Origin of the sequence: Xanthomonas sp. GW (assembly GCF_014236815.1) — a bacterium.
GTDB lineage: Bacteria > Pseudomonadota > Gammaproteobacteria > Xanthomonadales > Xanthomonadaceae > Xanthomonas_A.
In genome coordinates, this window is the sequence record NZ_CP051189.1 from 2,980,400 (window position 1) to 2,999,431 (window position 19,032).

Consider the following 19,032-nt stretch of genomic DNA (forward strand, 5'->3'; position numbering starts at 1 on the left):
AAGACAATCCGCCAAGGTTAGCAGGCCCGGCCCGCTCAGTCCTCCGGCTCGTAGCGCGTGGCTGCGCGGATGCTGTCGCCGTCGAAACCGCGCCGCGCCAGCAGATCGGCGGCCTTGCGCCGCTGCGGCAGGTCCGCCGGTCCGGCCGCGCCGAAGCGGCGCTGCACCAGATCGCGGGCGTTTTCGCTCCAGTCGCCGTCGAAGGCGGCCATCGCCGTGGCGATGGCTTCGCTGTCCAGGCCATGGGTACCCAGTTCGGCGCGTATATGCAAAGGTCCGTAGCCGGTATTGGCCCGGCTGCGCACCAGCAGTTCGGCGAAGCGGCCATCGTCCTGCCAGCCCTCGCCCGCCAGGCGTTCCACCGCGGCGGCGGCGGCATCCGGCTCCACGCCGCGTGCCCGCAATTTGCGGGTCAGTTCCTTGCGCGAATGTTCGCGGCGTACCAGCAGGCCCAAGGCCCGCTGCAGCGGCGTCTGTTCCGGCTGCCGGCGGCGCCGGCGCGGTTCCTGTACTTGTTCGTCGTCAGCCATGCAGGCTCACCCCGCCACGATCGTCAATGTGCCGTCCTTGGCACCTGCCCTCCTGGCTTGCTCAAGACTGCCGAGGGAAACGAGCGGCACTGACTCCACCGCTCCCCCGGCAGAAGACCATCACGCCTCGGCGTCTGCGTCGGCGTCCTCGGCTTCGGCCGCGCTCGGCGCGACTTCCGTCGGCTGGAACTTCTCGCGCAGCTCGCTTTCCAGCTTCGCTGCCACCTGCGGGTTGTCGCGCAGGTACTGGCGCGAATTGTCCTTGCCCTGGCCGATGCGCTCGCTGCCGTAGCTGTACCAGGCGCCGGCCTTCTCGACCAGCTTGGCTTCCACGCCCATGTCGATCAGCTCGCCTTCGCGGCTGATGCCCTCGCCGTACAGGATCTCGGTGATGACCTGCTTGAACGGCGGCGCCAGCTTGTTCTTGACCACCTTGATCTTGGTCTGGTTGCCGATGATCTCGTCGCCTTTCTTGATCGCGCCGATGCGGCGGATGTCCAGGCGCACCGAGGCGTAGAACTTCAACGCATTGCCGCCGGTGGTCACTTCCGGGCTCTGCCCGGGCATCATCACGCCGATCTTCATGCGCAGCTGGTTGATGAACACCACCAGCGTGTTGGAACGCTTGATGTTGCCGGTCAGCTTGCGCAGCGCCTGGCTCATCAGGCGGGCCTGCAGGCCCGGCAGCTGGTCGCCCATCTCGCCTTCGATTTCGGCCTTCGGGGTCAGCGCGGCGACCGAGTCGACCACCACGATGTCGACCGAGCCCGAACGCACCAGCATGTCGGCGATTTCCAGCGCCTGTTCGCCGGTATCCGGCTGCGACAGCAGCAGTTCGTCGACGTTGACGCCGAGCTTGCCGGCATAGATCGGGTCCAGCGCATGCTCGGCATCGATGAAGGCCGCGGTGCCGCCCTTCTTCTGGCACTCGGCGATGGCCTGCAGGGTCAGCGTGGTCTTGCCCGAGGATTCCGGGCCGTAGATCTCGACGACGCGGCCCTTCGGCAGGCCACCGATGCCCAGCGCGATATCCAGCATCAGCGAGCCGGTCGGAATCACCTCGACGGCCTCGATGATGCGATCGCCCATCCGCATCACCGAACCCTTGCCGAACTGCTTCTCGATCTGGCTCAGGGCAGCAGCGAGCGCGCGCTTCTTGTTCTCGTCCATTTTGGTGTCCTTCGGAGGTGAGGATGATTTGCGGGGTAGGTTCAATTTAGCGGCCTGGTATCGCACGGGCTGAGACAGTGCGGGGCAAAGAAAAAATAATTCGTCCGGGCAGGTCTACAGCAGCGGCGAACAGCGATGTCGCGGGTCGGGAAAATCCGGCCTGCGGTGTAGTGCAATATCCAAAATCAACGGTTGGGGCGCAGCAGGCCGCAGTACAGGCCTTCGATGGCGAAATCCTGATCCGGCAGCACTTCAATCGGCGCGTAGTCCGGGTTGCGCGGCAGCAGGCGGATGCGGTCCTTGCCGATCTTCAGCAGCTTGACCGTGATCTCCTCGTCGATCCGCGCCACCACGATCTGCCCGGAACGGGCGTCGCGGGTGCGGTGTACGCCGATCAGGTCGCCGTCGAAGATGCCTTCGTCGCGCATCGAATCGCCCTGCACCTTCAGCAGATAGTCCGGCGCCGGCGAGAAGAACACCCGGTCCAGCACCACGAAATCGTCCGAACCGATGTCCGCACCGATCGGCAGGCCGGCGGCGACCCGCCCCAGCACCGGCAGGCGCAGGATGTCGGCGCTATCCACCTGCGGCGCCGGGGCCGGCGCGGCCGCGCCGGTCACCAAGCGGATGCCGCGCGCCTGACCCGGCACGCGGCGGATCGCGCCGGCCTGCTCCAGGGCTTCCAGGTGGTATTGCGCGGCGCGCACGCCCTTGAAGCCGAAGGCGCGGGCGATCTCGGTCTGCGACGGCGGCGCGCCGTCGTGCTCGATACGCTGGGCGATCAGGTCGAGAATCGCTTGCTGGGTTTCGGTCAGTTCCATGGTTAGTAGTAATACTACTAAAAACGGAAATGGGCAACCACTGCGTGATTGCACCAAGGATGGCTGCCGTTCCGCGGATCGCCACGCCCACCTGGGATGGTTGCCACGCGTTCGCACACCGGACTTGGCTCGCAGCGACAAGCGCTCCGCTCAGCGGCCGCTGCGCCAGATCGAGATCAGGATCCACACGCCCGACAGCGCCGCGCCGATGAAGCCGCCCACGCCGATCGCCAGCAGCCAGCGGCTGGAGACGCCGCCGACGCTGTTCATCACGATCGAGGAGCCGATGATCAGCGCGGCGGTGACGATGCCCATGGTCAGCCGATTCGCGGCGCGGTTGACTTGGTCGCCGAAGCCCTTCAGCGACGTCGTCTCGACGTTGAGCTGCAGCCGTCCGCGCCGCGCCGCCTGCAGCAGCCGGCGGGTGTCGCGCGGCAGGTCGCCGAGCAGTTCCAGCGCGCCGAGCACGGTACGCCGGCCGCGCTTGGCCATCGCGCGCGGGGCGAAGCGCTGCAGCATCACCCGCTCCAGGTACGGTGCCGCGGCACTGGCCATGTCGAAGTCGGGATCGAGCTGGCGCCCTACCCCTTCCAGGGTCAGGAAGGTCTTGATCATCAGCGCCAGGTCGGCCGGCAGCGCCAGCGCGTGCTGGCGCAGGATCGCGGTGACGTCGCCGAGCATCGCCCCGACCCGCAACTCCTTCAGCGGCACGCCGCGGTACTGGTCGACGAAGCCGGCGATCTCCAGTTGCAGCCGCGCCTCGTCGATCTCGGCATCGCCGTCGGTCCATTCCAGCAGCACGTCGGTGACCGCCTCGGCTTCCTGCGTGACCAGGCCATGCAGCAGCTGCACGACCTGGTAGCGGCGCTGCTCGGAAATGCGCCCGACCATGCCGAAATCGATCACCGCGATGCGCTCGCCAGTCAGGTAGAAGATGTTGCCCGGGTGCGGATCGGCGTGGAAGCAGCCGTCCTCGAGCACCATCTTCAGCACGATGTCGGCGCCGACACGGGCCAGCTGACGGCGGTCCAGGCCGGCGGCATCCACACCCGCCAGGTCGCGCCCGCCGATGCCGGCGACGAAGTCCTGCACGTTGAGGGTTTCGCAGGTCCATTGCCAGTGCACGCGCGGGATCAGGATCTCGTCGTGGCCCTGGAAATTGGCGGCGATGCGCTCGGCGTTGCGGCATTCGCCGGCGAAATCCAGCTCGCGCCGCAGCGACACGGTGAACTGATGCACCACCTCCGCCGGGTGATAGCGCTTGAGGTCGGCCGCGCGCGCCTCGACGATCTCGGCGAGCCGCGCCAGCAGCCGCAGGTCGGCCTCGATCACGTCGCGGATGCCGGGGCGGCGCACCTTCATCACCACCGCGGTGCCGTCGTGCAGCCAGGCGCGGTGGGTCTGCGCCAGCGACGCGGCGGCCAGCGGAGTCTCCTCGACCTGGGCGAAGATCGCCGACGGCTCTTCGCCCAACGCCTCGAGCAGTTGCGGCAGGATCTGTTCGTAGGGCAACGCCGGCGCCGCGTTCTGCAGTTCGCCGAGTTCGTCGATCCACTCCGGCGGCAGCAGGTCCACGCGCGTGGCCAGCACCTGGCCGAGTTTGACGAAGGTCGGGCCGAGATCCTGCAACGCGCGCCGCACCCGCTGCGGCGCCGACATGCGCAGCATCTCTTCGGCGTTATGCCAGTGCAGCAGGCGCCCGGCGCGTTCCAGCACGTCGGCCATGCCGATGCGGCGAACCACGTCGCCGAAGCCGTAGCGGATCAGCACCGAAGCGATTTCCTGCAAGCGCCCCAGGTCGCGGACCGTGCTCAGCGCCTCCCACATCGCAGTCGCCATCTAGAGTGCGCCGGCGCTCACAGCAGCGCGCCGAGACCGCGCAACGCGGCGGCCACGGTCTGCCGGCGCACCGCGTCGCGGTCGCCGTCGAAATTGAACAATTGCGCGCTGGCGTAGCCGCCGCGCCGCTTCCAGCCGACCCACACGGTGCCGACCGGCTTGTCGGCCGAACCGCCGCCGGGGCCGGCGATGCCGGTCACCGCCACCGCGATGCTGGCGCCGGAATTGACCAGCGCGCCGGACACCATCTCGATCACCGTCTCGCGGCTGACCGCGCCATGGTGCTCCAGGGTCTGCGGACGCACGCCGAGCAACGCCTGCTTGGCCTCGTAGCTGTAGGCGACCATGCCGCAGTCGAACCAGTCCGAGGAGCCGGAGATGTCGGTCATCGCCTTGGCGATCCAGCCGCCGCTGCAGCTCTCGGCGGTGACCAGGCGTTCGCGCCCGCTGCGCAACTGGTCGCTGAGCGCAGTGGCGAGTTGCAGGAGTTGCGGATCGGTGGGGACGGTCATGGCGCTGCTCGGGAAACCAATGCGCTTTGTAGCCCAATTCGCCACGGCTGTCGCGCCTGCGCGGCGCGGCGTCAGGCATGGCTTCAGCGATGGTGGTGCAGGCGGGATGGCTGTCGCCGGTGCGGCAGATACGGCCTGGCTGGCATGGTTGCGCCAGCATTGGCTTGGCGCCGCACCGAAGAAGAAGAATAGCGGCTTGCTGTGAGACGACGACATCTGTAGGAGCGGCTTCAGCCGCGACAGGCGTTACCTGTGCGGTCTGTCGCGGCTGAAGCCGCTCCTACAGAAACTGCGCAAGCTGTAAACGCCTTAGTCGAAGATGCACCCAGGCGACGACAGCGGCGGCTAACGCCGTTGCCATTCCTCTTCCTCGCGTGGCGGCAGCAGCGCGCGGATCGGCGCGCCTTCGGCGCTGGCGGCCAGGCGTTCGGCCTCGGTGATCGGGATGTCCACCTGCAGCAGCCAGCCGTCTTCGTCGGCCTGCTCGCTGCGAATCACCTGCAACTGGTGCAGCTGCGAGCGCAGGCGTCCGGCGCTGGACGGCAGGCGCAGGCTGCCCTGCACGTGCTGCAGTCCCAGCCGCTGACCAAGCACGCCCTGCAGCAGTTCCAGACCACGTTCGTCTCGCGCCGAGATCCACACCCGCTCGCGGCGCGCTTCGTCCGGCACGCCGTCCTGCGCATCGTGGCGCACGTCGGCGCCTTCGATGCGGTCGATCTTGTTGAACACCAGCAGCTGCGGCAGATCGCCGGCACCGACCGCGTGCAGCACCTCGTCGACCTGGGCGATGCGCTCTTCGCGCAACGGATCGGCGGCATCGACCACGTGCAGCAGGAAATCGGCCTCGCGCGCCTCGGACAGGGTCGAGCGGAACGCGGCGACCAGTTCGTGCGGCAGGTTGCGCACGAAGCCGACGGTGTCGGCCAGCATCGCATTGCCGCCCGGCAGCGCGATGCGGCGCACGGTCGGGTCCAGCGTCGCGAACAGCTGGTCGGCGGCGTAGGCCTCGGCGCCGGTCAACGTATTGAACAGGGTCGACTTGCCGGCATTGGTGTAGCCGACCACCGCGATCCGCGGCAGTTCGCTACGCACCCGCGCACGGCGCATCTGGGTGTGCTGCACCTCGACCTTCTCCAGCCGCTTCTGCAGCTGTTCGACCCGCTTCTGCAGCAGCCGGCGGTCGGTTTCCAGCTGGGTTTCGCCGGGGCCGCGCAGACCGATCGAACCGCCGCGCTGGCGCTCCAGATGGGTCCAGCCGCGTATCAGCCGCGTGGCCATGTGCCGCAGCTGCGCCAGTTCGACCTGCAGCTTGCCCTCGTGGCTGCGCGCGCGCTGCGCGAAGATGTCCAGGATCAGCCCGGTGCGGTCGATCACGCGCCGCTCCAGGTACTTTTCCAGGTTGCGCTCCTGGCCCGGGCTCAGGGCATGGTTGACCAGGATCAGATCGGCGCCGCTGGCTTCGGCCACAGCCTTGACCTCTTCCAGCTTGCCGCTGCCGATCAGCGTCGACGGGCTGGGCTTGTCGATGCGCGCGGTCAGCGTGGCGGCGATGCTGGCACCGGCGGAGCGCGCCAGGTCGGCGAACTCCTCCAGCACGTCGTCCTCCAACGGTCCACCGGCATAGGGCTGGATCAGCAGCGCGTGTTCGCCGCGGCGGGAACGATCAAACACCCGCGGCTCCGGTCTTCAACAGCGTCTTACTCGGCTTCGTCATCTTCCGCACTACCACCCTCGTTCTGCTGCACATAACCACCGCCCGGTCCGACGCGCACGTTGCGTGCCGGCACCACGGTGGAAATGGCGTGTTTGTAGACCATCTGGCTCACGGTGTTGCGCAACAGCACCACGAACTGGTCGAAGGACTCGATGGTACCCTGCAGCTTGATGCCGTTGACCAGGTACACCGAGACCGGCACCCGTTCGCGACGCAGCGCGTTCAGGAAAGGATCCTGTAAGGATTGCCCCTTGGACATGCTTCACTCCCGTTTATTGTTTTTATGTGCCCGGGTCGGCACTGCAGCTCCCCTGCCGTGGCCCGGACCGTCGATGTTACACAACCGCGGGCTTCAGCACAGCGCGGCGTGTAGCCAAATCAGCCAAGAAAGTCCGCCACTGCGCCATCCAGGCGCGCGCCGTCGCATTCGGGGTCGAACCAGCGCGCGTCCAGCTCCCCGCGCAGCCAGGTCAGCTGGCGCTTGGCCAGCTGGCGGGTCGCGAAGATCGCGCGATCGCGGAACGTGGCCGCATCGCTGGCCCCGTCCAGATGTTCCCAGGCCTGGCGGTAGCCGACCGCGCGCGCCGCTGGCAGCTCCAGTGGCTGCGCCACCTGGCGCAGAGCCGGCAAGGCGCGCAGCGCGCGCACCTCGTCGAGGAAGCCCTGCTCCAGCATCGCGTCGAAGCGCAGCTCGATGCGCCGGTGCAGCAGCGTGCGCTCGGCCGGCGCCAGCACCAGTTTCAGCACCCGCAACGGCAGCCGCGGCGGCCCGGGCTGCGCCTGCCATTCGCTGATCGGGCGGCCGCTGAGCTGGAACACCTCCAGCGCGCGCTGGATGCGCTGCGCGTCGCCGGGCCGGATCCGCCGTGCGGCCAGCGGATCGACCTGCTGCAGCTGCGCATGCAGCGCCGCCCAGCCTTCGGCCTGCGCGCGTGCGCCCAGCGCGGCGCGCAGCTGCGGATCGGCAGGCGGCATCGGCGCCAGGCCTTCCAGCAATGCCTGGAAATATAGGCCGGTGCCGCCGGCCAGGATCGGCAGGCGGCCACGGGCGACGATCGCATCCAGCGCGGCGCGCGCGTCCACCGCGAATTCGGCGGCCGAATACGGCTGCCATGGATCGCGCAGGTCCAGCAGATGGTGCGGCACGCGCGCCAGCTGCTGCGCGTCGGGCTTGGCCGCGCCGATGTTCAGGCCGCGGTACACCAGCGCCGAATCGACGCTGACGATCTCGCCGCCGTAGCGCTCGGCCAGGGCGATCGCCGCGGCGGTCTTGCCCGACGCGGTCGGTCCCATCAGCGCGATGGCGCGCGGGCGCCGGTCGGGCGGCATCAGTCCTCGTCCGGCCAGCGGAGCGCGGCGGGCGCGGCGCCGCTGCGCGGCAACGGCACCGCCGCCAGCGCCTGCCAGACCTTCAACGCGTCCACCGTGGCGGCGACGTCGTGCACACGCAGCAGCAGCGCGCCGCGCTGCGCCGCCAGCAGGTGCGCCGCCACCGAGCCGGCCACGCGCTGCTCCGGCGCGGTGCGGCCGGTCAGTTCGCCGATGCTGCGCTTGCGCGACAGCCCGGCCAGCACCGGCACGCCGAGTTCGACCAGGCGCGACAGCTGCGCCAGCAATTGCAGGTTGTCGGCGGTGCCCTTGCCGAACCCGAAGCCCGGATCGACCAGCAGGCGGCGCTTGTCGATGCCGGCCATTTCCGCGGCGAAAATGCGCTCGGCCAGGAACCGGTGCACCTCGCCGACCACGTCGTCGTAGTGCGGCGCGCTGCCGGCGGCATAGGCATCGTCGGGCATGTGCATCAGCACCACCGGCACCCGCAGTTCCGCCGCCGCGTCCAGTGCGCCGGGCCGGCGCAAGGCCTGGATGTCGTTGATCATGCCGGCGCCGGCGGCGACCGCCGCACGCATCACTTCCGGCTTGAAGGTGTCCACGCTCAGCGGCACCGCGGTCTGCGCCGCCAGCCGCTCGATCACCGGGATGACCCGGCGCAATTCTTCTTCCACTGGGACCGGGGTGGCGCCGGGGCGGGTCGATTCGCCGCCGATGTCGAGCAGGTCCGCACCCTCCTCCACCAGGCGCAGGCCGTGCGCGACGGCCGCTTCCGGCGTCGCATGCGCGCCGCCATCGGAAAACGAGTCAGGGGTGACGTTGACGATGCCCATCACCCGTGGACGATCCAGCAGCAGGCGGCGGCCGCCGCAATCCAGGCTCGGCGAGGTCTCGAACATCAGCGGTGCTCCTGGGCGTTGCCGCGGCGCATGTGGATGCTGCCTGTGTCTTCGGTTACAGCCTGGGCGGCAGTCGTGGCGACGACGGCGTTGGCACCCGGCGGCAGCGATGGACGAGCGAGCGATGGCATGGGCGACGGACAGTGGATGACGGAACGCCATTGTCGCCCAGTCGTAGTGCCTACGACGACGCGGCGGTGGGATGCATGCAAACGATCGGCCGCAGCGATGCGATCGCCACTCCGGCGGCCTGCCCTGTGCCGCCGGATCTACAAAAGCACAGGCAACAAAAAAGCCAGGGATCGCTCCCTGGCTTTCTGATCGACCCGAGCGGGCGCTTACAGCTGCTCGGCAGGCCCGGTGATCGGAGGCAGCGGGCGCGAACTGCCCTTGTCGTTGCCGCCGTCCTTGCCATCCTTGCCGGACTTGTTCCAGCCCATCGGCGGCGGCGGATCGCGGCCTTCCATGATCGCGTCGATCTGCGGCACGTCGATGGTTTCGTACTCCAGCAGCAACTTGGCCATCACGTGCAGCTTGTCCAGGTTCTCGGTCAGGATATGCGTGGTCTTGGCATAGGCCTTGTCGAGGATCGAACGCACCACTTCGTCGATGCGGCGCGCGGTATCGTCGGACACGCTCTTGTGCTGGGTCACCGAACGGCCCAGGAACACCTCGTCGTCTTCCTCGCCGTAGGCGATCGGCCCCAGCTCGTCGGACAGGCCCCACTTGGTGACCATGTTGCGCGCCATCTTGGTCGCGCGCTCGATGTCGTTGGAGGCGCCGGTGGTGACCTTGTCGGTGCCGAAGATCAGCTCTTCGGCGACGCGGCCGCCGTACAGCGAGCACAGCTGCGACTGGATCGCGACCCGATTGATCGAATACTTGTCGCCTTCCGGCAGGTACATGGTCACGCCCAGCGCACGCCCGCGCGGGATGATGGTGACCTTGTAGACCGGATCGTGCTCCGGCACCAGGCGGCCGACGATGGCATGGCCGGCTTCGTGGTAGGCGGTGAGCGTCTTCTCTTCCTCGCTCATCGCCATCGAACGGCGCTCGGAGCCCATCAGGATCTTGTCGCGGGCACGGTCGAAGTGGTCCATGCGGACCTCCTTGACCGTTTCGCGCGCCGCGAACAGCGCCGCCTCGTTGCACAGGTTGGCCAGATCGGCGCCGGAGAAGCCCGGGGTACCGCGCGCGATCACCATCGGCTCGACGTCGTCGGCCAGCGGCAGCTTGCGCATGTGCACCTTCAGGATCTGCTCGCGGCCGCGCACGTCCGGCAGGCCGACCACCACCTGGCGGTCGAAACGGCCCGGACGCAGCAGCGCCGGGTCGAGCACGTCCGGGCGGTTGGTCGCGGCGATGACGATCACGCCTTCGCCGCCCTCGAACCCGTCCATTTCCACCAGCAACTGGTTCAGGGTCTGCTCGCGCTCGTCGTGGCCGCCGCCCAGGCCTGCGCCGCGATGACGGCCGACCGCATCGATTTCGTCGATGAAGATGATGCACGGCGCGTGCTTCTTGGCCTGCTCGAACATGTCGCGCACGCGGCTGGCGCCGACGCCGACGAACATTTCGACAAAGTCGGAACCGGAAATGCTGAAGAACGGCACCTTGGCCTCGCCGGCGATGGCCTTGGCCAGCAGCGTCTTGCCGGTACCCGGCGGGCCGACCATCAGCACGCCGCGCGGGATCTTGCCCCCGAGCTTGGTGAACTTGGTCGGATCGCGCAGGAAGTCGACCAGTTCGCCGACTTCTTCCTTGGCCTCGTCGCAGCCGGCGACGTCGGCGAAGGTGATCTTGATCTGGTCCTCGCCCTGCAGCTTGGCGCGCGACTTGCCGAACGACATCGCGCCCTTGGCGCCGCCGCCGCCGCCCTGCATCTGGCGCATGATGAACAGCCAAAAGCCGATGATCAGGATGACCGGCAGGAAGTTCAGCACCAGCGACCAGAAGCTCGGGCCGTTGGCCGGCTTCTGCCGGGTCATTTCCACGTTCTTGCTGTACAGCACGTCGACCAGCTTGTCGTCGCGCGGACCGTAGACCGTGCTCTCGCTGCCGTCGCTGCGCTTGAAGCGGATCGCGGTCACCGACAGCCCGGTGTCGTCGGTGAAGTCGACCGACTTCACCCGCCCGCCGTCCACTTCCTTCAGGAACTGGGTATAGGTCACGGTGTCGTTGCCGGGACCGCCGGCCAGCCGTGGCGAGAAGCTCTGGAACACCACCATCAGCACGACGGCGACGACTACCCACAGCAACAGATTCTTGGTCAAGTCGTTCATCCTCATTGGCTCCGGTGTCCCTTCAACTCTTTCTCGATGCGTGATGCGACGGGTTCAGCTTACTTGATCTGGGCACGCTTGCCCTGTCCGAGGACATAAACCTCCGGCGAGCGCTTGCGCGATGCCGCCGGTTTGCGGATGGACACCTTCTCGTAACGGCGGCGCATCTCGCGGATGTAGTCGTCGGACCCGACGCCCTGGAACAGCTTGATCAGGAACGCCCCGCCCGGTTTGAGGTGGGTATCGGCGAACGCCATCGCCAGTTCGGCCAGATGCATCATCCGCGGCTGGTCCACCGCATCCATGCCGCTTTTATTGGGGGCCATATCCGACAGCACAAGGTCTACCGGGTTGTCGCCCAGCATTTCCTCGAACTGCGATAGCACCGTTTCTTCCCTGAAGTCGCCGTGAAGGAACTCCACGCCGGCCAGCGGCGGCATCTCCAGGATGTCCAGCGCCAGCACCCGGCCGCGCTCGCCCAGCGACTTGCGCACCTGCTGCGACCAGCCGCCCGGCGCGGCGCCGAGATCGACCACCAGCATGTCCGGCTTGAGCAACTTGTCGCGCTGCAGCAGTTCTTCCAGCTTGTAGGCGGCACGCGAACGCATGCCTTCGGCCTGGGCCTTCTTCACGAAGGGGTCGGCGAAATGTTCGCGGAGCCAGCGTTGGCTGCTTTTGCTGCGGGTTGCCATGGGATCGCGGTCGTAGTGGGCGGCCATGATACCCTGATCGCCCTTGGCAACCCCGTTCCCGCCTGCATGTCGATCAGCCTGACTCCGTCCCAGAACCGCTTCCTGCGCGGCCTGGCGCACGACCTCAAACCCCTGTTGCAGATTGGCGGCAAGGGCGTCACGCCGGCCTTCCTGGCCGAACTGGACGAGGTGCTGGAGCGCCACGAACTGGTCAAGGTGAAGGTCGGCGGCGACGACCGCGAGGCCCGCGACGCGAGCATCGCCAGCCTGGTCGAGCAATCGCACAGCGTGCTGGTGCAGCGCATCGGCCACACCGCGATCCTGTATCGCCCGGCCAAGGAAGACCGCCAGATCGTGCTGCCACGCGGCTGATCCGCTTTCCGGTGCCATCATGCAGCTGACCCAGGACCTGCCCGATTACGCCTACACCCTGCGCATGGCCGATGGCCGCCAGGCCAAGGTGAACGACCGCCTGCTCACCCGCAGTTTCATTCTCGCCCCGGACACCCTGGTCGAGACGTGGGACGCGCCGGTCGCGGCCGAGCTGCAGCCCCAGCACCTGCAGCCCTTGCTGGAACTGAACCCGGCCCTGGTGATCCTGGGCACCGGCGAACGCCAGGTCTTTCCCTCGGCCGCCGCGCTGGCGCTGTTCCTGACCCGCGGCATCGGCATCGAGGTGATGAACAACGCCGCGGCGGCGCGCACCTATAACGTGCTGGCCGCCGAAGGCCGGCGCGTGGCGGTCGGGTTCCTGCTCGAAGGCTGAGCTTGACACCGCGCCGAGCGGTGTCTGATCTACGTGTTCCAGCCGCCACGCTTTTTTGTAGGGGCGGCTTCAGCCGCGACCGACCATCACAGGTAATGCCCGGTCGCGCACAGGTGATGCCCTGTCGCGGCTGAAGCCGCTCCTACGAAAGCAAAAAAAGCGGCAACAGCTACGCTGCGCTGAGCGCCCGGCACGCTGCACCGGGCCGGGGATCCGCCCGACCGACGACGCGCCGATTACTTGCTGGGCAGATACAGCAGCGGGTCGACCGGCTTGCCGTTGTAGCGGATCTCGAAGTGCAGCATGTCGCGCGCGGCGCCGCTGCGGCCCATCTCGGCGATCTGCTCGCCGGCCTTCACGTTCTGGCCTTCGTTGACCAGACGCTTGCGGTTGTGGCCGTAGGCCGACAGCCATTGCTCGTTGTGCTTGATGATGATCAGTTCGCCGTAGCCGACCAGGCCGGCGCCTGAATACACCACCACGCCATCGGCGGCGGCACGCACCGCCTGGCCGCTGCTGCCGGCGATGTCCACGCCCTGCTTGGTGGTCTCGCCGACCACGAAGCGGCTGACCACCGCGCCGTCGGCCGGCCAGCGCCAGCTGAAGCCGCTGCTCACCGGCGTCGGCGCGGCGACCGGCGGCCGCGCGGCCGTTCCCGCCGAACTCGGCGGCACTACCGCAGCGCTGCCGGGCCGCGCGACGACGGTACCGCTGCCACTGCTGCCACCCGGCGGATACAGCTTCAGCGACTGCCCGGGATAGATCGTGTACGGCGGCGGCAGCCGGTTCCAGGCGGCCAGGTCCTGCGGATTGATGTTGTTGACGCGGGCGATCGCATACAGCGTGTCGCCGCGGCGCACGGTCGCACTGACCCCTGGCTTGGGCACGGACGGACGCGGCGCCGCCGTGCCGGGCTTGCCAGGCGTCCCGGACGTACGCACCACGGTAGCGCTGCTGCACGCGCCCATCCCTGCCGCCACCAGCAACCACACGCTGCAACGCAGGCCGTTGCGCACCACCCGATCGACGCTCATCCGTACTTCGCTCTCCATATGACCCACACCACCAGCAGCGCCAGGATCGCCATCGCGACCCAACCGAGCGGTTCGATCCAGCGCCGCAACGCGGCTTCCGCACGCGGCCCGCCAAGGCGGATCGCGCCGGCCACCATATACACGCGCTTGCCGCGACCGACCAACATGCTCGCCAGGAACGGTAGCAGCGGGATTCCAACGATGCCTGAGGCCCAGGTAAATATCTTCAGCGGGATCGGGGTGAAACCGGCCAGCACCAGCAGCCAGAACGCACGCCACGGCGACTCGGCGACCACCTCGCGCAGATGGCTCACCTGCGCATCGATCTTCTGCGTCCAGCCCAGCCATTCGATCAACGGCTGCACCGCGGCGAAGGCGAAATGGCCGAGCATGTAGCCGACCAACGCACCAGCCAGCGAGCCCATCAGGCTCAACGTGGCGAACCACAGCGCGCGCCGCGGCTGCGCCAGCGACATCGGCGCCAGCATTACCTCCGGCGGCACCGGGAACACGATCGCCTCGGCGAAGCTGAGCCCGGTCAGGAACGCCGGCGCGCGGCGGTGCCGCGACCAGCCGATGGCGCGTTCGTACAACGGCCCGAATATCTTCATCCAATACAGCTCCGGTGCTTCAATCCAGGGTGATTCAATCCAGCATGCCCGACAGCAGCGGGACGAAGGTCACCGGCGCCAGAATGTCTTGTTCGATACGGCCTTCGGCATCGCGGCGCAGGCGCACCAGCGATTGCGACGAGGGGCCGCCGACCGGCGCCACCAGACAGCCGCCCGGGGCCAGCTGCTCGACCAACGCGTCGACCAGCGCCGGCGCCGCGGCGGTGACCACGATCGCATCGTAAGGGCCGTGCTCGGCCCAGCCGATGCGGCCGTCGTCGTGCTTGCTGCGCACGTTCATGCCGAGCTGGCGCAAGCGCTTGCGCGCCTGCCGCAGCAGGTCGCCGATGCGCTCCACGGTATAGACCTCCAGCCCCAGCGCGGCGAGGATCGCAGCCTGGTAGCCGGAACCGGTACCCACTTCCAGCACCTTCTTCGGCGCCGCCTCAAGCACGGTCTCGGTCATCCGCGCCACCACCCACGGCTGCGAGATGGTCTGGCCATGACCGATCGGCAGCGCGGTGTCCTCGTAGGCGCGCGAGGCCAGCGCCTCGTCGATGAACAGGTGCCGCGGCACCGTGCGCACCGCGTTGAGCACGGCCTCGTCGCGAATGCCGGACTCGCGCAGGCGCTCGACCAGGCGGTCGCGCACGCGCTGCGAGGTCATGCCGATGCCGATCGCTTCCGGTTGCAGGCGCAGCCGCGGGGTCATGCCGGGTTGTCCAGCGCGGCGGTGAGGCCGCCGACCCAGCTGGCGACCGTCTCCAGCGCCTGGTAGCGGGTCAGGTCGACCTGGATCGGGGTAATCGAGATGAAGCCGGTGCGCACCGCGTGGAAATCGGTGCCGGGGCCGGCGTCCTGCTCGCGGCCGGCCGGGCCGATCCAGTACACGGTGCCGCCGCGCGGGTCGGGCTGCGGCAGGCACGGTTCGGAGCGGTGGCGGTTGCCGAGCCGGGTGACCTCGAAGCCCTTGATCTCGCCCCACGGCAGGTCCGGCACGTTGACGTTGAGGATGGTGTCCGCCGGCAGCGGATCGGCCTTCAGCCGCGCCACGATCTCCACCGCGGCGCGAGCCGCGGTCTGGAAGTGCTTGGGTTCGTGGTTGTGGGTGACCAGCGACATCGCCAGCGCGGGCAGGCCGAGGAAGCGGCCTTCCATCGCCGCCGACACGGTGCCCGAATAGATCACGTCGTCGCCCAGGTTGGCCGAGTTATTGATCCCCGAGACCACCATGTCCGGTTCGTCGTCGTCGAGCATGCCGGTGAGCGCCAGGTGCACGCAGTCGGTGGGCGTGCCGGCGACGCTGCAGGTATGCGGGTCGATGCGCTTGATCCGGATCGGCAGATCCAGGGTCAGCGAGTTGCTGGCGCCGGAACGATCGCGATCGGGCGCGACCACGGTCACTTCGTGGCCCGCGCCGCGCAGTTGCTCGGCCAGCATCTTGATGCCGGGGGCGTCGACGCCGTCGTCGTTGCTCACTAGTACGCGCATGGGACTCCTCGGATAACCCGCCCATGATACCGGATGCGTCCCTCGCCTTCCGCCCTCATGCGCCGCTTGCGCCGCTTGCGCCGCGTGACTGGCGGGTTACGCTGTGCGCCATGTCGCATCCCGAAGACGAAGATCCCGCCGCCTTGTTCCGCGCGGCGATCGGCGCGGTCACGCCGCTCAACGCGACGCCGCCGGCCAATGCCAAGCCGCGGCCGAAGCCGCGCGCGCGCATGGCCGAGCGCGACGATGCCGAGGCGCAGAGCGAGTTCCAGCGCCTGCTGCGCGACAGCGCGCCGCTGGAGGCCGGCGACGTGGCCAGCTACCGCCGCGAGAACGTGCCGGCGCGGATGTTCCAGCGCCTGCGCCGCGGCCAGTTCTCCGCCCAGGACGAACTCGATCTGCATGGCGCCAACGCGACGCAGGCCGAGGCGCTGCTGCGCCAGTTCATCGCCGAAGCGCACGCGCACGAGTACGGCTGCGTGCGCATCGTGCACGGCAAGGGCCTGCAGTCCGGCGGCATCCCGCTGCTGAAGAATCTGGTCGACCGCCTGCTGCGGCAGCGCAACGACGTGCTGGCGTTCCATTCGGCGCCGCCCACGCAAGGCGGTACCGGGGCGATGCTGGTGTTGCTGGCGCGGCGCTGAAACCGCGCCGCGCGGCTCACTCCTGCGCCGCCGGCTCGGCCTGCGCGCCCTGCCCGGCATCGACCACCTCGCCCAACTCGTGCAGCAGCGCGGTGGCATAGCTGCCCGGCGGCAGCGCGAAACGCAGTTCCAGCATGTCCTCATGCGTGTCCAGCCAGCGCCACTGCAGCTCGGCCGCGCGCAAGCGGGTGGCGCGCCGTTCCTGCTTCAGACCTTCGCGCTCCAGGCCCTCGCGCAAGCGCACGGACGTCGCATCCTCGAGCGCGGCCAGCTCCAGCGCGCGCGCCGCGTCGGTGCTGCGCAGTTCGCCCGCGCCCCACAACGGCGCCGAAGGATGGATGTCGAAGCGCTGCAACCGCTCGGCCAACACATCGGACCAGGGCTCCGGACCGAACACGCTGCGGCTGCCGTCGAGCAGCCACACCTCGCCGTCCAGTGGGGCATCCCAGTTGCCCGCCGCCACGCGCGCGGCCAGCACCCGGTTGAACAGTTCCGAGCGCGCCGCCGACAGCAGCAGCGAGCGCTGCTCGCGCCGCACTCGGCGCCCGCCGAACATCGCCAGCGCGTTGCCGACATTGCCGCCGTCGCGGCCGAAACGTTGCTCGCCGAACCAGTTGGGGATGCCGCGCGCGGCGATCTGCGCCAGCCGCGCCTCGATCGCGGCGCGCTCGCCGCGCACCTCGCGCAACACCAGCACGAAGCCGTTGCCGGCCAGCGCGCCGCGCGGCAGCTTGCGGTTGTGCCACTGCGACTGCACGACCTGCAGGTCCTCGCTGTGCAGCGCCTCCAGCGCCGGCGCCACGCGCTTGGGCAGGTGCACCGAGAAGCGCTGCGTGGTGACCGCATGGCGGTCCTTCATGCCCGCATAGCCGATCGCCATCTCCGCCACGCCGGCCCACTGCGCCAGGCGGCGCGCGGCGAAGGCGGTGTTCATGCCGCGCTTGCGCACGGTCAGCAACAGGTGCTCGCCCTCGCCGCTCGGCTCGAACGCGGGCATTTCGTCGACCTGGAAATCCTCGGCCACGCTGCGCAGGCGCGCCTGCAACGGCGCGGCGCCGAACGCACGCGGCAAGTCGCTCACAGCGCCACCAGCAGCACCGCCGCCTGCGCCGCGATGCCTTCGCCGCGGCCGGTGAAGCCCAACTGCTCGCTGGTGGTGGCCTTGACGCTGACGCGATCGACTCCGACCTGCAGCAGCGCGGCCAGGCGTTCGCGCATCGCCAGCGCATGCGGGCCGACCTTGGGCCGCTCGCAGATCACGGTGACGTCGGCGTTGCCGAGCTGCCAGCCACGCTCGCGCAACAGCTGCTCGCAATGGCTCAGGAACTGCGCGCTGTCGGCGCCCTTCCAGCGCGCATCGGACGGCGGGAAATGCTGGCCGATGTCGCCCAGCGCCAGCGCGCCGAGCAGTGCGTCGCACAGCGCGTGGATCACCACATCGCCGTCGCTGTGCGCGAGCACGCCGCGCGTATGCGGCACGCGCACGCCGCCGAGCATCACGTGGTCGCCGTCGCCGAAGGCGTGCACGTCGTAGCCCTGGCCGATACGCAAGGGAGGAAAGTCAGGCATAGGCATCGCAGATCAAAAAAGGAAAAAGGAAAGGCATCGGCGGCGCGAGGCCGCAGCGCGGCGCGGCCGCTTCACGGCTGCCGCGCGCGCAGAAACAGCTCGAACTCGAAGCGCACCAGGTCGGCCGGGGTGGTGACCTTGAAGTTGTCCTCGGCACCCTCGACCAGCAACGGCCGCAGGCCCAGCAACTCCATCGCCATCGCATCGTCGGTGACCTCGACGCCGGCGGCCGCGGCCTGTTCCAGCGCCCGAGTCAGCTGCAGGCGCCGGAACAACTGCGGGGTCAGCGCGCGCCACAGGCGCTCGCGCGGCTCGGTTGCGTCGATGCCGCCGTCGTCGCCGGCGCGCTTGAGCGTGTCGCGCACCGGTGCGGCCAGGATCGCGCCGACCGGATCGCCGCGCCCGGTTTCCAGCAGCCGGTCGAGGTCGGCCAGGGCCAGGTTCGGGCGCGCCGCATCGTGCACCAGCACGAAATCGTCGGCCTTGACCGAGTCCGGCAAGGCCTGCAACGCGGCCAGCACCGAGCCGGCACGGCTGGCGCCGCCGACGCAGGTCAGCACCGGCTTGCCGTCCAGTTCGCTCCAGCCCGGCCAATCGGCATCGTCGGCGCCGATCGCGACCATCGCCCCGGCCACCGCCGGATGCGCCAGCAAGGCCTGCAGCGCATGCGCGATCAACGGCTGGCCGCCGGCCTGCAGATACTGTTTGGGCAGCGGACTGCCGAAACGGGTGCCGCGACCGGCGGCCGGCACCACCGCCCAGACCGTGGCCATCAGGGTTGCTCGCTCGGCGGAGCCGGCGCCTGCGCCGGCGTGCCGTCGGCGGCCGGTGCGACGGGCACCGGCGCGTCCTCGACGACGCGGTAGAACTTCTCGCCCGGCTTGATCATGCCCAGCTCGCTGCGCGCGCGTTCCTCGATCGCCGCCTCGCCGTCCTTGAGGTCCTTGACCTCGGCGGCGAGTGCGGCATTGCGTTGCTGCAGGCCTTCGTTATCGCGCTTCTGGTGCTCGACCTGGCTCTCAAGCACCAGGACTTCTCCGGAATTGCCCGGACCGAGCCAGAAACGGTACTGCAGCCACGCCAGCAGTCCCGCCAGCACCAGCAGCAGCCAGCGCCAGTTGCGCACGGC

The 19,032-nt window shown here is 68.9% G+C and carries 23 protein-coding genes; 4 read left to right on the forward strand and 19 right to left on the reverse strand.

Features of this window, described 5'->3' with window-relative positions; all coding sequences use genetic code 11:
* Window positions 1-35 precede the first annotated feature (35 nt).
* From recX to HEP73_RS12795, 5 genes are all read right to left on the reverse strand, one after another.
* Complete coding sequence (recX, locus tag HEP73_RS12775; protein ID WP_185813063.1) at window positions 36-530, reverse strand: recombination regulator RecX; 495 nt, start codon at window positions 528-530, stop codon at window positions 36-38.
* Window positions 531-650: 120 nt separating this feature from the next.
* Window positions 651-1,700 (reverse strand): recombinase RecA, encoded by a 1,050-nt coding sequence (gene recA / locus HEP73_RS12780; RefSeq protein WP_003471577.1) that lies wholly within the window; start codon window positions 1,698-1,700, stop codon window positions 651-653.
* 185 nt (window positions 1,701-1,885) lie between these two features.
* Window positions 1,886-2,521, reverse strand: a complete 636-nt coding sequence (gene lexA / locus HEP73_RS12785; protein ID WP_184414639.1) for a transcriptional repressor LexA — start codon at window positions 2,519-2,521, stop codon at window positions 1,886-1,888.
* Between the two features lie 150 nt (window positions 2,522-2,671).
* Entirely contained in the window at window positions 2,672-4,348 is a 1,677-nt protein-coding gene (locus HEP73_RS12790) for an ABC1 kinase family protein (protein ID WP_185823407.1), read from the reverse strand.
* 29 nt (window positions 4,349-4,377) lie between these two features.
* Window positions 4,378-4,872 (reverse strand): CinA family protein, encoded by a 495-nt coding sequence (locus tag HEP73_RS12795; RefSeq protein WP_185813064.1) that lies wholly within the window; start codon window positions 4,870-4,872, stop codon window positions 4,378-4,380.
* Between HEP73_RS12795 and HEP73_RS12800 the strand changes: the two genes are divergently transcribed.
* On the forward strand, window positions 4,871-5,077 hold the full coding sequence (locus tag HEP73_RS12800; protein ID WP_185820279.1) for a hypothetical protein: 207 nt from the start codon (window positions 4,871-4,873) through the stop codon (window positions 5,075-5,077). The genes HEP73_RS12795 and HEP73_RS12800 overlap by 2 nt on opposite strands.
* A 140-nt stretch (window positions 5,078-5,217) precedes the next feature.
* Here the strand turns inward: HEP73_RS12800 and hflX are convergent, their stop codons facing one another.
* From hflX to rlmE, 6 genes are all read right to left on the reverse strand, one after another.
* A complete protein-coding gene (hflX, locus tag HEP73_RS12805) occupies window positions 5,218-6,543 on the reverse strand; it encodes a ribosome rescue GTPase HflX (protein ID WP_185813066.1) in 1,326 nt (441 codons plus the stop codon).
* Window positions 6,544-6,569: 26 nt separating this feature from the next.
* Window positions 6,570-6,845, reverse strand: a complete 276-nt coding sequence (gene hfq, locus HEP73_RS12810; RefSeq protein ID WP_009604477.1) for an RNA chaperone Hfq — start codon at window positions 6,843-6,845, stop codon at window positions 6,570-6,572.
* Window positions 6,846-6,964: 119 nt separating this feature from the next.
* On the reverse strand, window positions 6,965-7,915 hold the full coding sequence (gene miaA / locus HEP73_RS12815; RefSeq protein WP_185820280.1) for a tRNA (adenosine(37)-N6)-dimethylallyltransferase MiaA: 951 nt from the start codon (window positions 7,913-7,915) through the stop codon (window positions 6,965-6,967).
* Window positions 7,915-8,814, reverse strand: a complete 900-nt coding sequence (folP, locus tag HEP73_RS12820; RefSeq protein WP_185820281.1) for a dihydropteroate synthase — start codon at window positions 8,812-8,814, stop codon at window positions 7,915-7,917. Before folP ends, miaA begins: the two co-directional genes overlap by 1 nt.
* 338 nt (window positions 8,815-9,152) lie before the next feature.
* Complete coding sequence (gene ftsH, locus HEP73_RS12825) at window positions 9,153-11,096, reverse strand: ATP-dependent zinc metalloprotease FtsH (protein ID WP_185820282.1); 1,944 nt, start codon at window positions 11,094-11,096, stop codon at window positions 9,153-9,155.
* Window positions 11,097-11,155: 59 nt separating this feature from the next.
* On the reverse strand, window positions 11,156-11,788 hold the full coding sequence (gene rlmE / locus HEP73_RS12830) for a 23S rRNA (uridine(2552)-2'-O)-methyltransferase RlmE (RefSeq protein ID WP_185823408.1): 633 nt from the start codon (window positions 11,786-11,788) through the stop codon (window positions 11,156-11,158).
* A 66-nt stretch (window positions 11,789-11,854) separates the two neighbouring features.
* Between rlmE and yhbY the strand changes: the two genes are divergently transcribed.
* Complete coding sequence (gene yhbY, locus HEP73_RS12835) at window positions 11,855-12,160, forward strand: ribosome assembly RNA-binding protein YhbY (protein WP_003471333.1); 306 nt, start codon at window positions 11,855-11,857, stop codon at window positions 12,158-12,160.
* 19 nt (window positions 12,161-12,179) lie between these two features.
* Window positions 12,180-12,554, forward strand: coding sequence for an Mth938-like domain-containing protein (locus HEP73_RS12840; protein ID WP_185813070.1), 375 nt, complete (start codon window positions 12,180-12,182; stop codon window positions 12,552-12,554).
* Window positions 12,555-12,790: 236 nt separating this feature from the next.
* Here the strand turns inward: HEP73_RS12840 and HEP73_RS12845 are convergent, their stop codons facing one another.
* The 4 genes from HEP73_RS12845 to surE are packed head-to-tail and all read right to left on the reverse strand — an operon-like array spanning window position 12,791 to window position 15,690.
* Window positions 12,791-13,606 (reverse strand): peptidoglycan DD-metalloendopeptidase family protein, encoded by an 816-nt coding sequence (locus HEP73_RS12845; protein ID WP_185820283.1) that lies wholly within the window; start codon window positions 13,604-13,606, stop codon window positions 12,791-12,793.
* Window positions 13,585-14,199: a YqaA family protein gene (locus HEP73_RS12850; protein WP_185820284.1), complete on the reverse strand. Its 615-nt coding sequence runs from the start codon at window positions 14,197-14,199 to the stop codon at window positions 13,585-13,587. Before HEP73_RS12850 ends, HEP73_RS12845 begins: the two co-directional genes overlap by 22 nt.
* A 34-nt stretch (window positions 14,200-14,233) precedes the next feature.
* Window positions 14,234-14,911, reverse strand: coding sequence for a protein-L-isoaspartate(D-aspartate) O-methyltransferase (locus HEP73_RS12855; protein ID WP_179564149.1), 678 nt, complete (start codon window positions 14,909-14,911; stop codon window positions 14,234-14,236).
* A complete protein-coding gene (gene surE / locus HEP73_RS12860) occupies window positions 14,908-15,690 on the reverse strand; it encodes a 5'/3'-nucleotidase SurE (RefSeq protein ID WP_185820285.1) in 783 nt (260 codons plus the stop codon). Before surE ends, HEP73_RS12855 begins: the two co-directional genes overlap by 4 nt.
* Window positions 15,691-15,800: 110 nt before the next feature.
* On the opposite strand from surE, the gene HEP73_RS12865 reads away from it, so the two are divergent.
* Window positions 15,801-16,334 carry a Smr/MutS family protein gene (locus HEP73_RS12865; RefSeq protein ID WP_185820286.1) on the forward strand — a complete coding sequence of 178 codons (534 nt, stop codon included), beginning with the start codon at window positions 15,801-15,803 and terminating at the stop codon, window positions 16,332-16,334.
* 16 nt (window positions 16,335-16,350) lie between these two features.
* Here HEP73_RS12865 and truD read toward each other — a convergent pair whose 3' ends face one another.
* From truD to ftsB, 4 genes are all read right to left on the reverse strand, one after another.
* Window positions 16,351-17,415: a tRNA pseudouridine(13) synthase TruD gene (truD, locus tag HEP73_RS12870; protein ID WP_185820287.1), complete on the reverse strand. Its 1,065-nt coding sequence runs from the start codon at window positions 17,413-17,415 to the stop codon at window positions 16,351-16,353.
* Window positions 17,412-17,909, reverse strand: a complete 498-nt coding sequence (gene ispF, locus HEP73_RS12875; protein ID WP_458309617.1) for a 2-C-methyl-D-erythritol 2,4-cyclodiphosphate synthase — start codon at window positions 17,907-17,909, stop codon at window positions 17,412-17,414. Before ispF ends, truD begins: the two co-directional genes overlap by 4 nt.
* A gap of 65 nt (window positions 17,910-17,974) precedes the next feature.
* On the reverse strand, window positions 17,975-18,676 hold the full coding sequence (gene ispD / locus HEP73_RS12880) for a 2-C-methyl-D-erythritol 4-phosphate cytidylyltransferase (RefSeq protein WP_458309618.1): 702 nt from the start codon (window positions 18,674-18,676) through the stop codon (window positions 17,975-17,977).
* A complete protein-coding gene (ftsB, locus tag HEP73_RS12885) occupies window positions 18,676-19,029 on the reverse strand; it encodes a cell division protein FtsB (RefSeq protein WP_185820288.1) in 354 nt (117 codons plus the stop codon). Before ftsB ends, ispD begins: the two co-directional genes overlap by 1 nt.
* Window positions 19,030-19,032 lie beyond the last annotated feature (3 nt).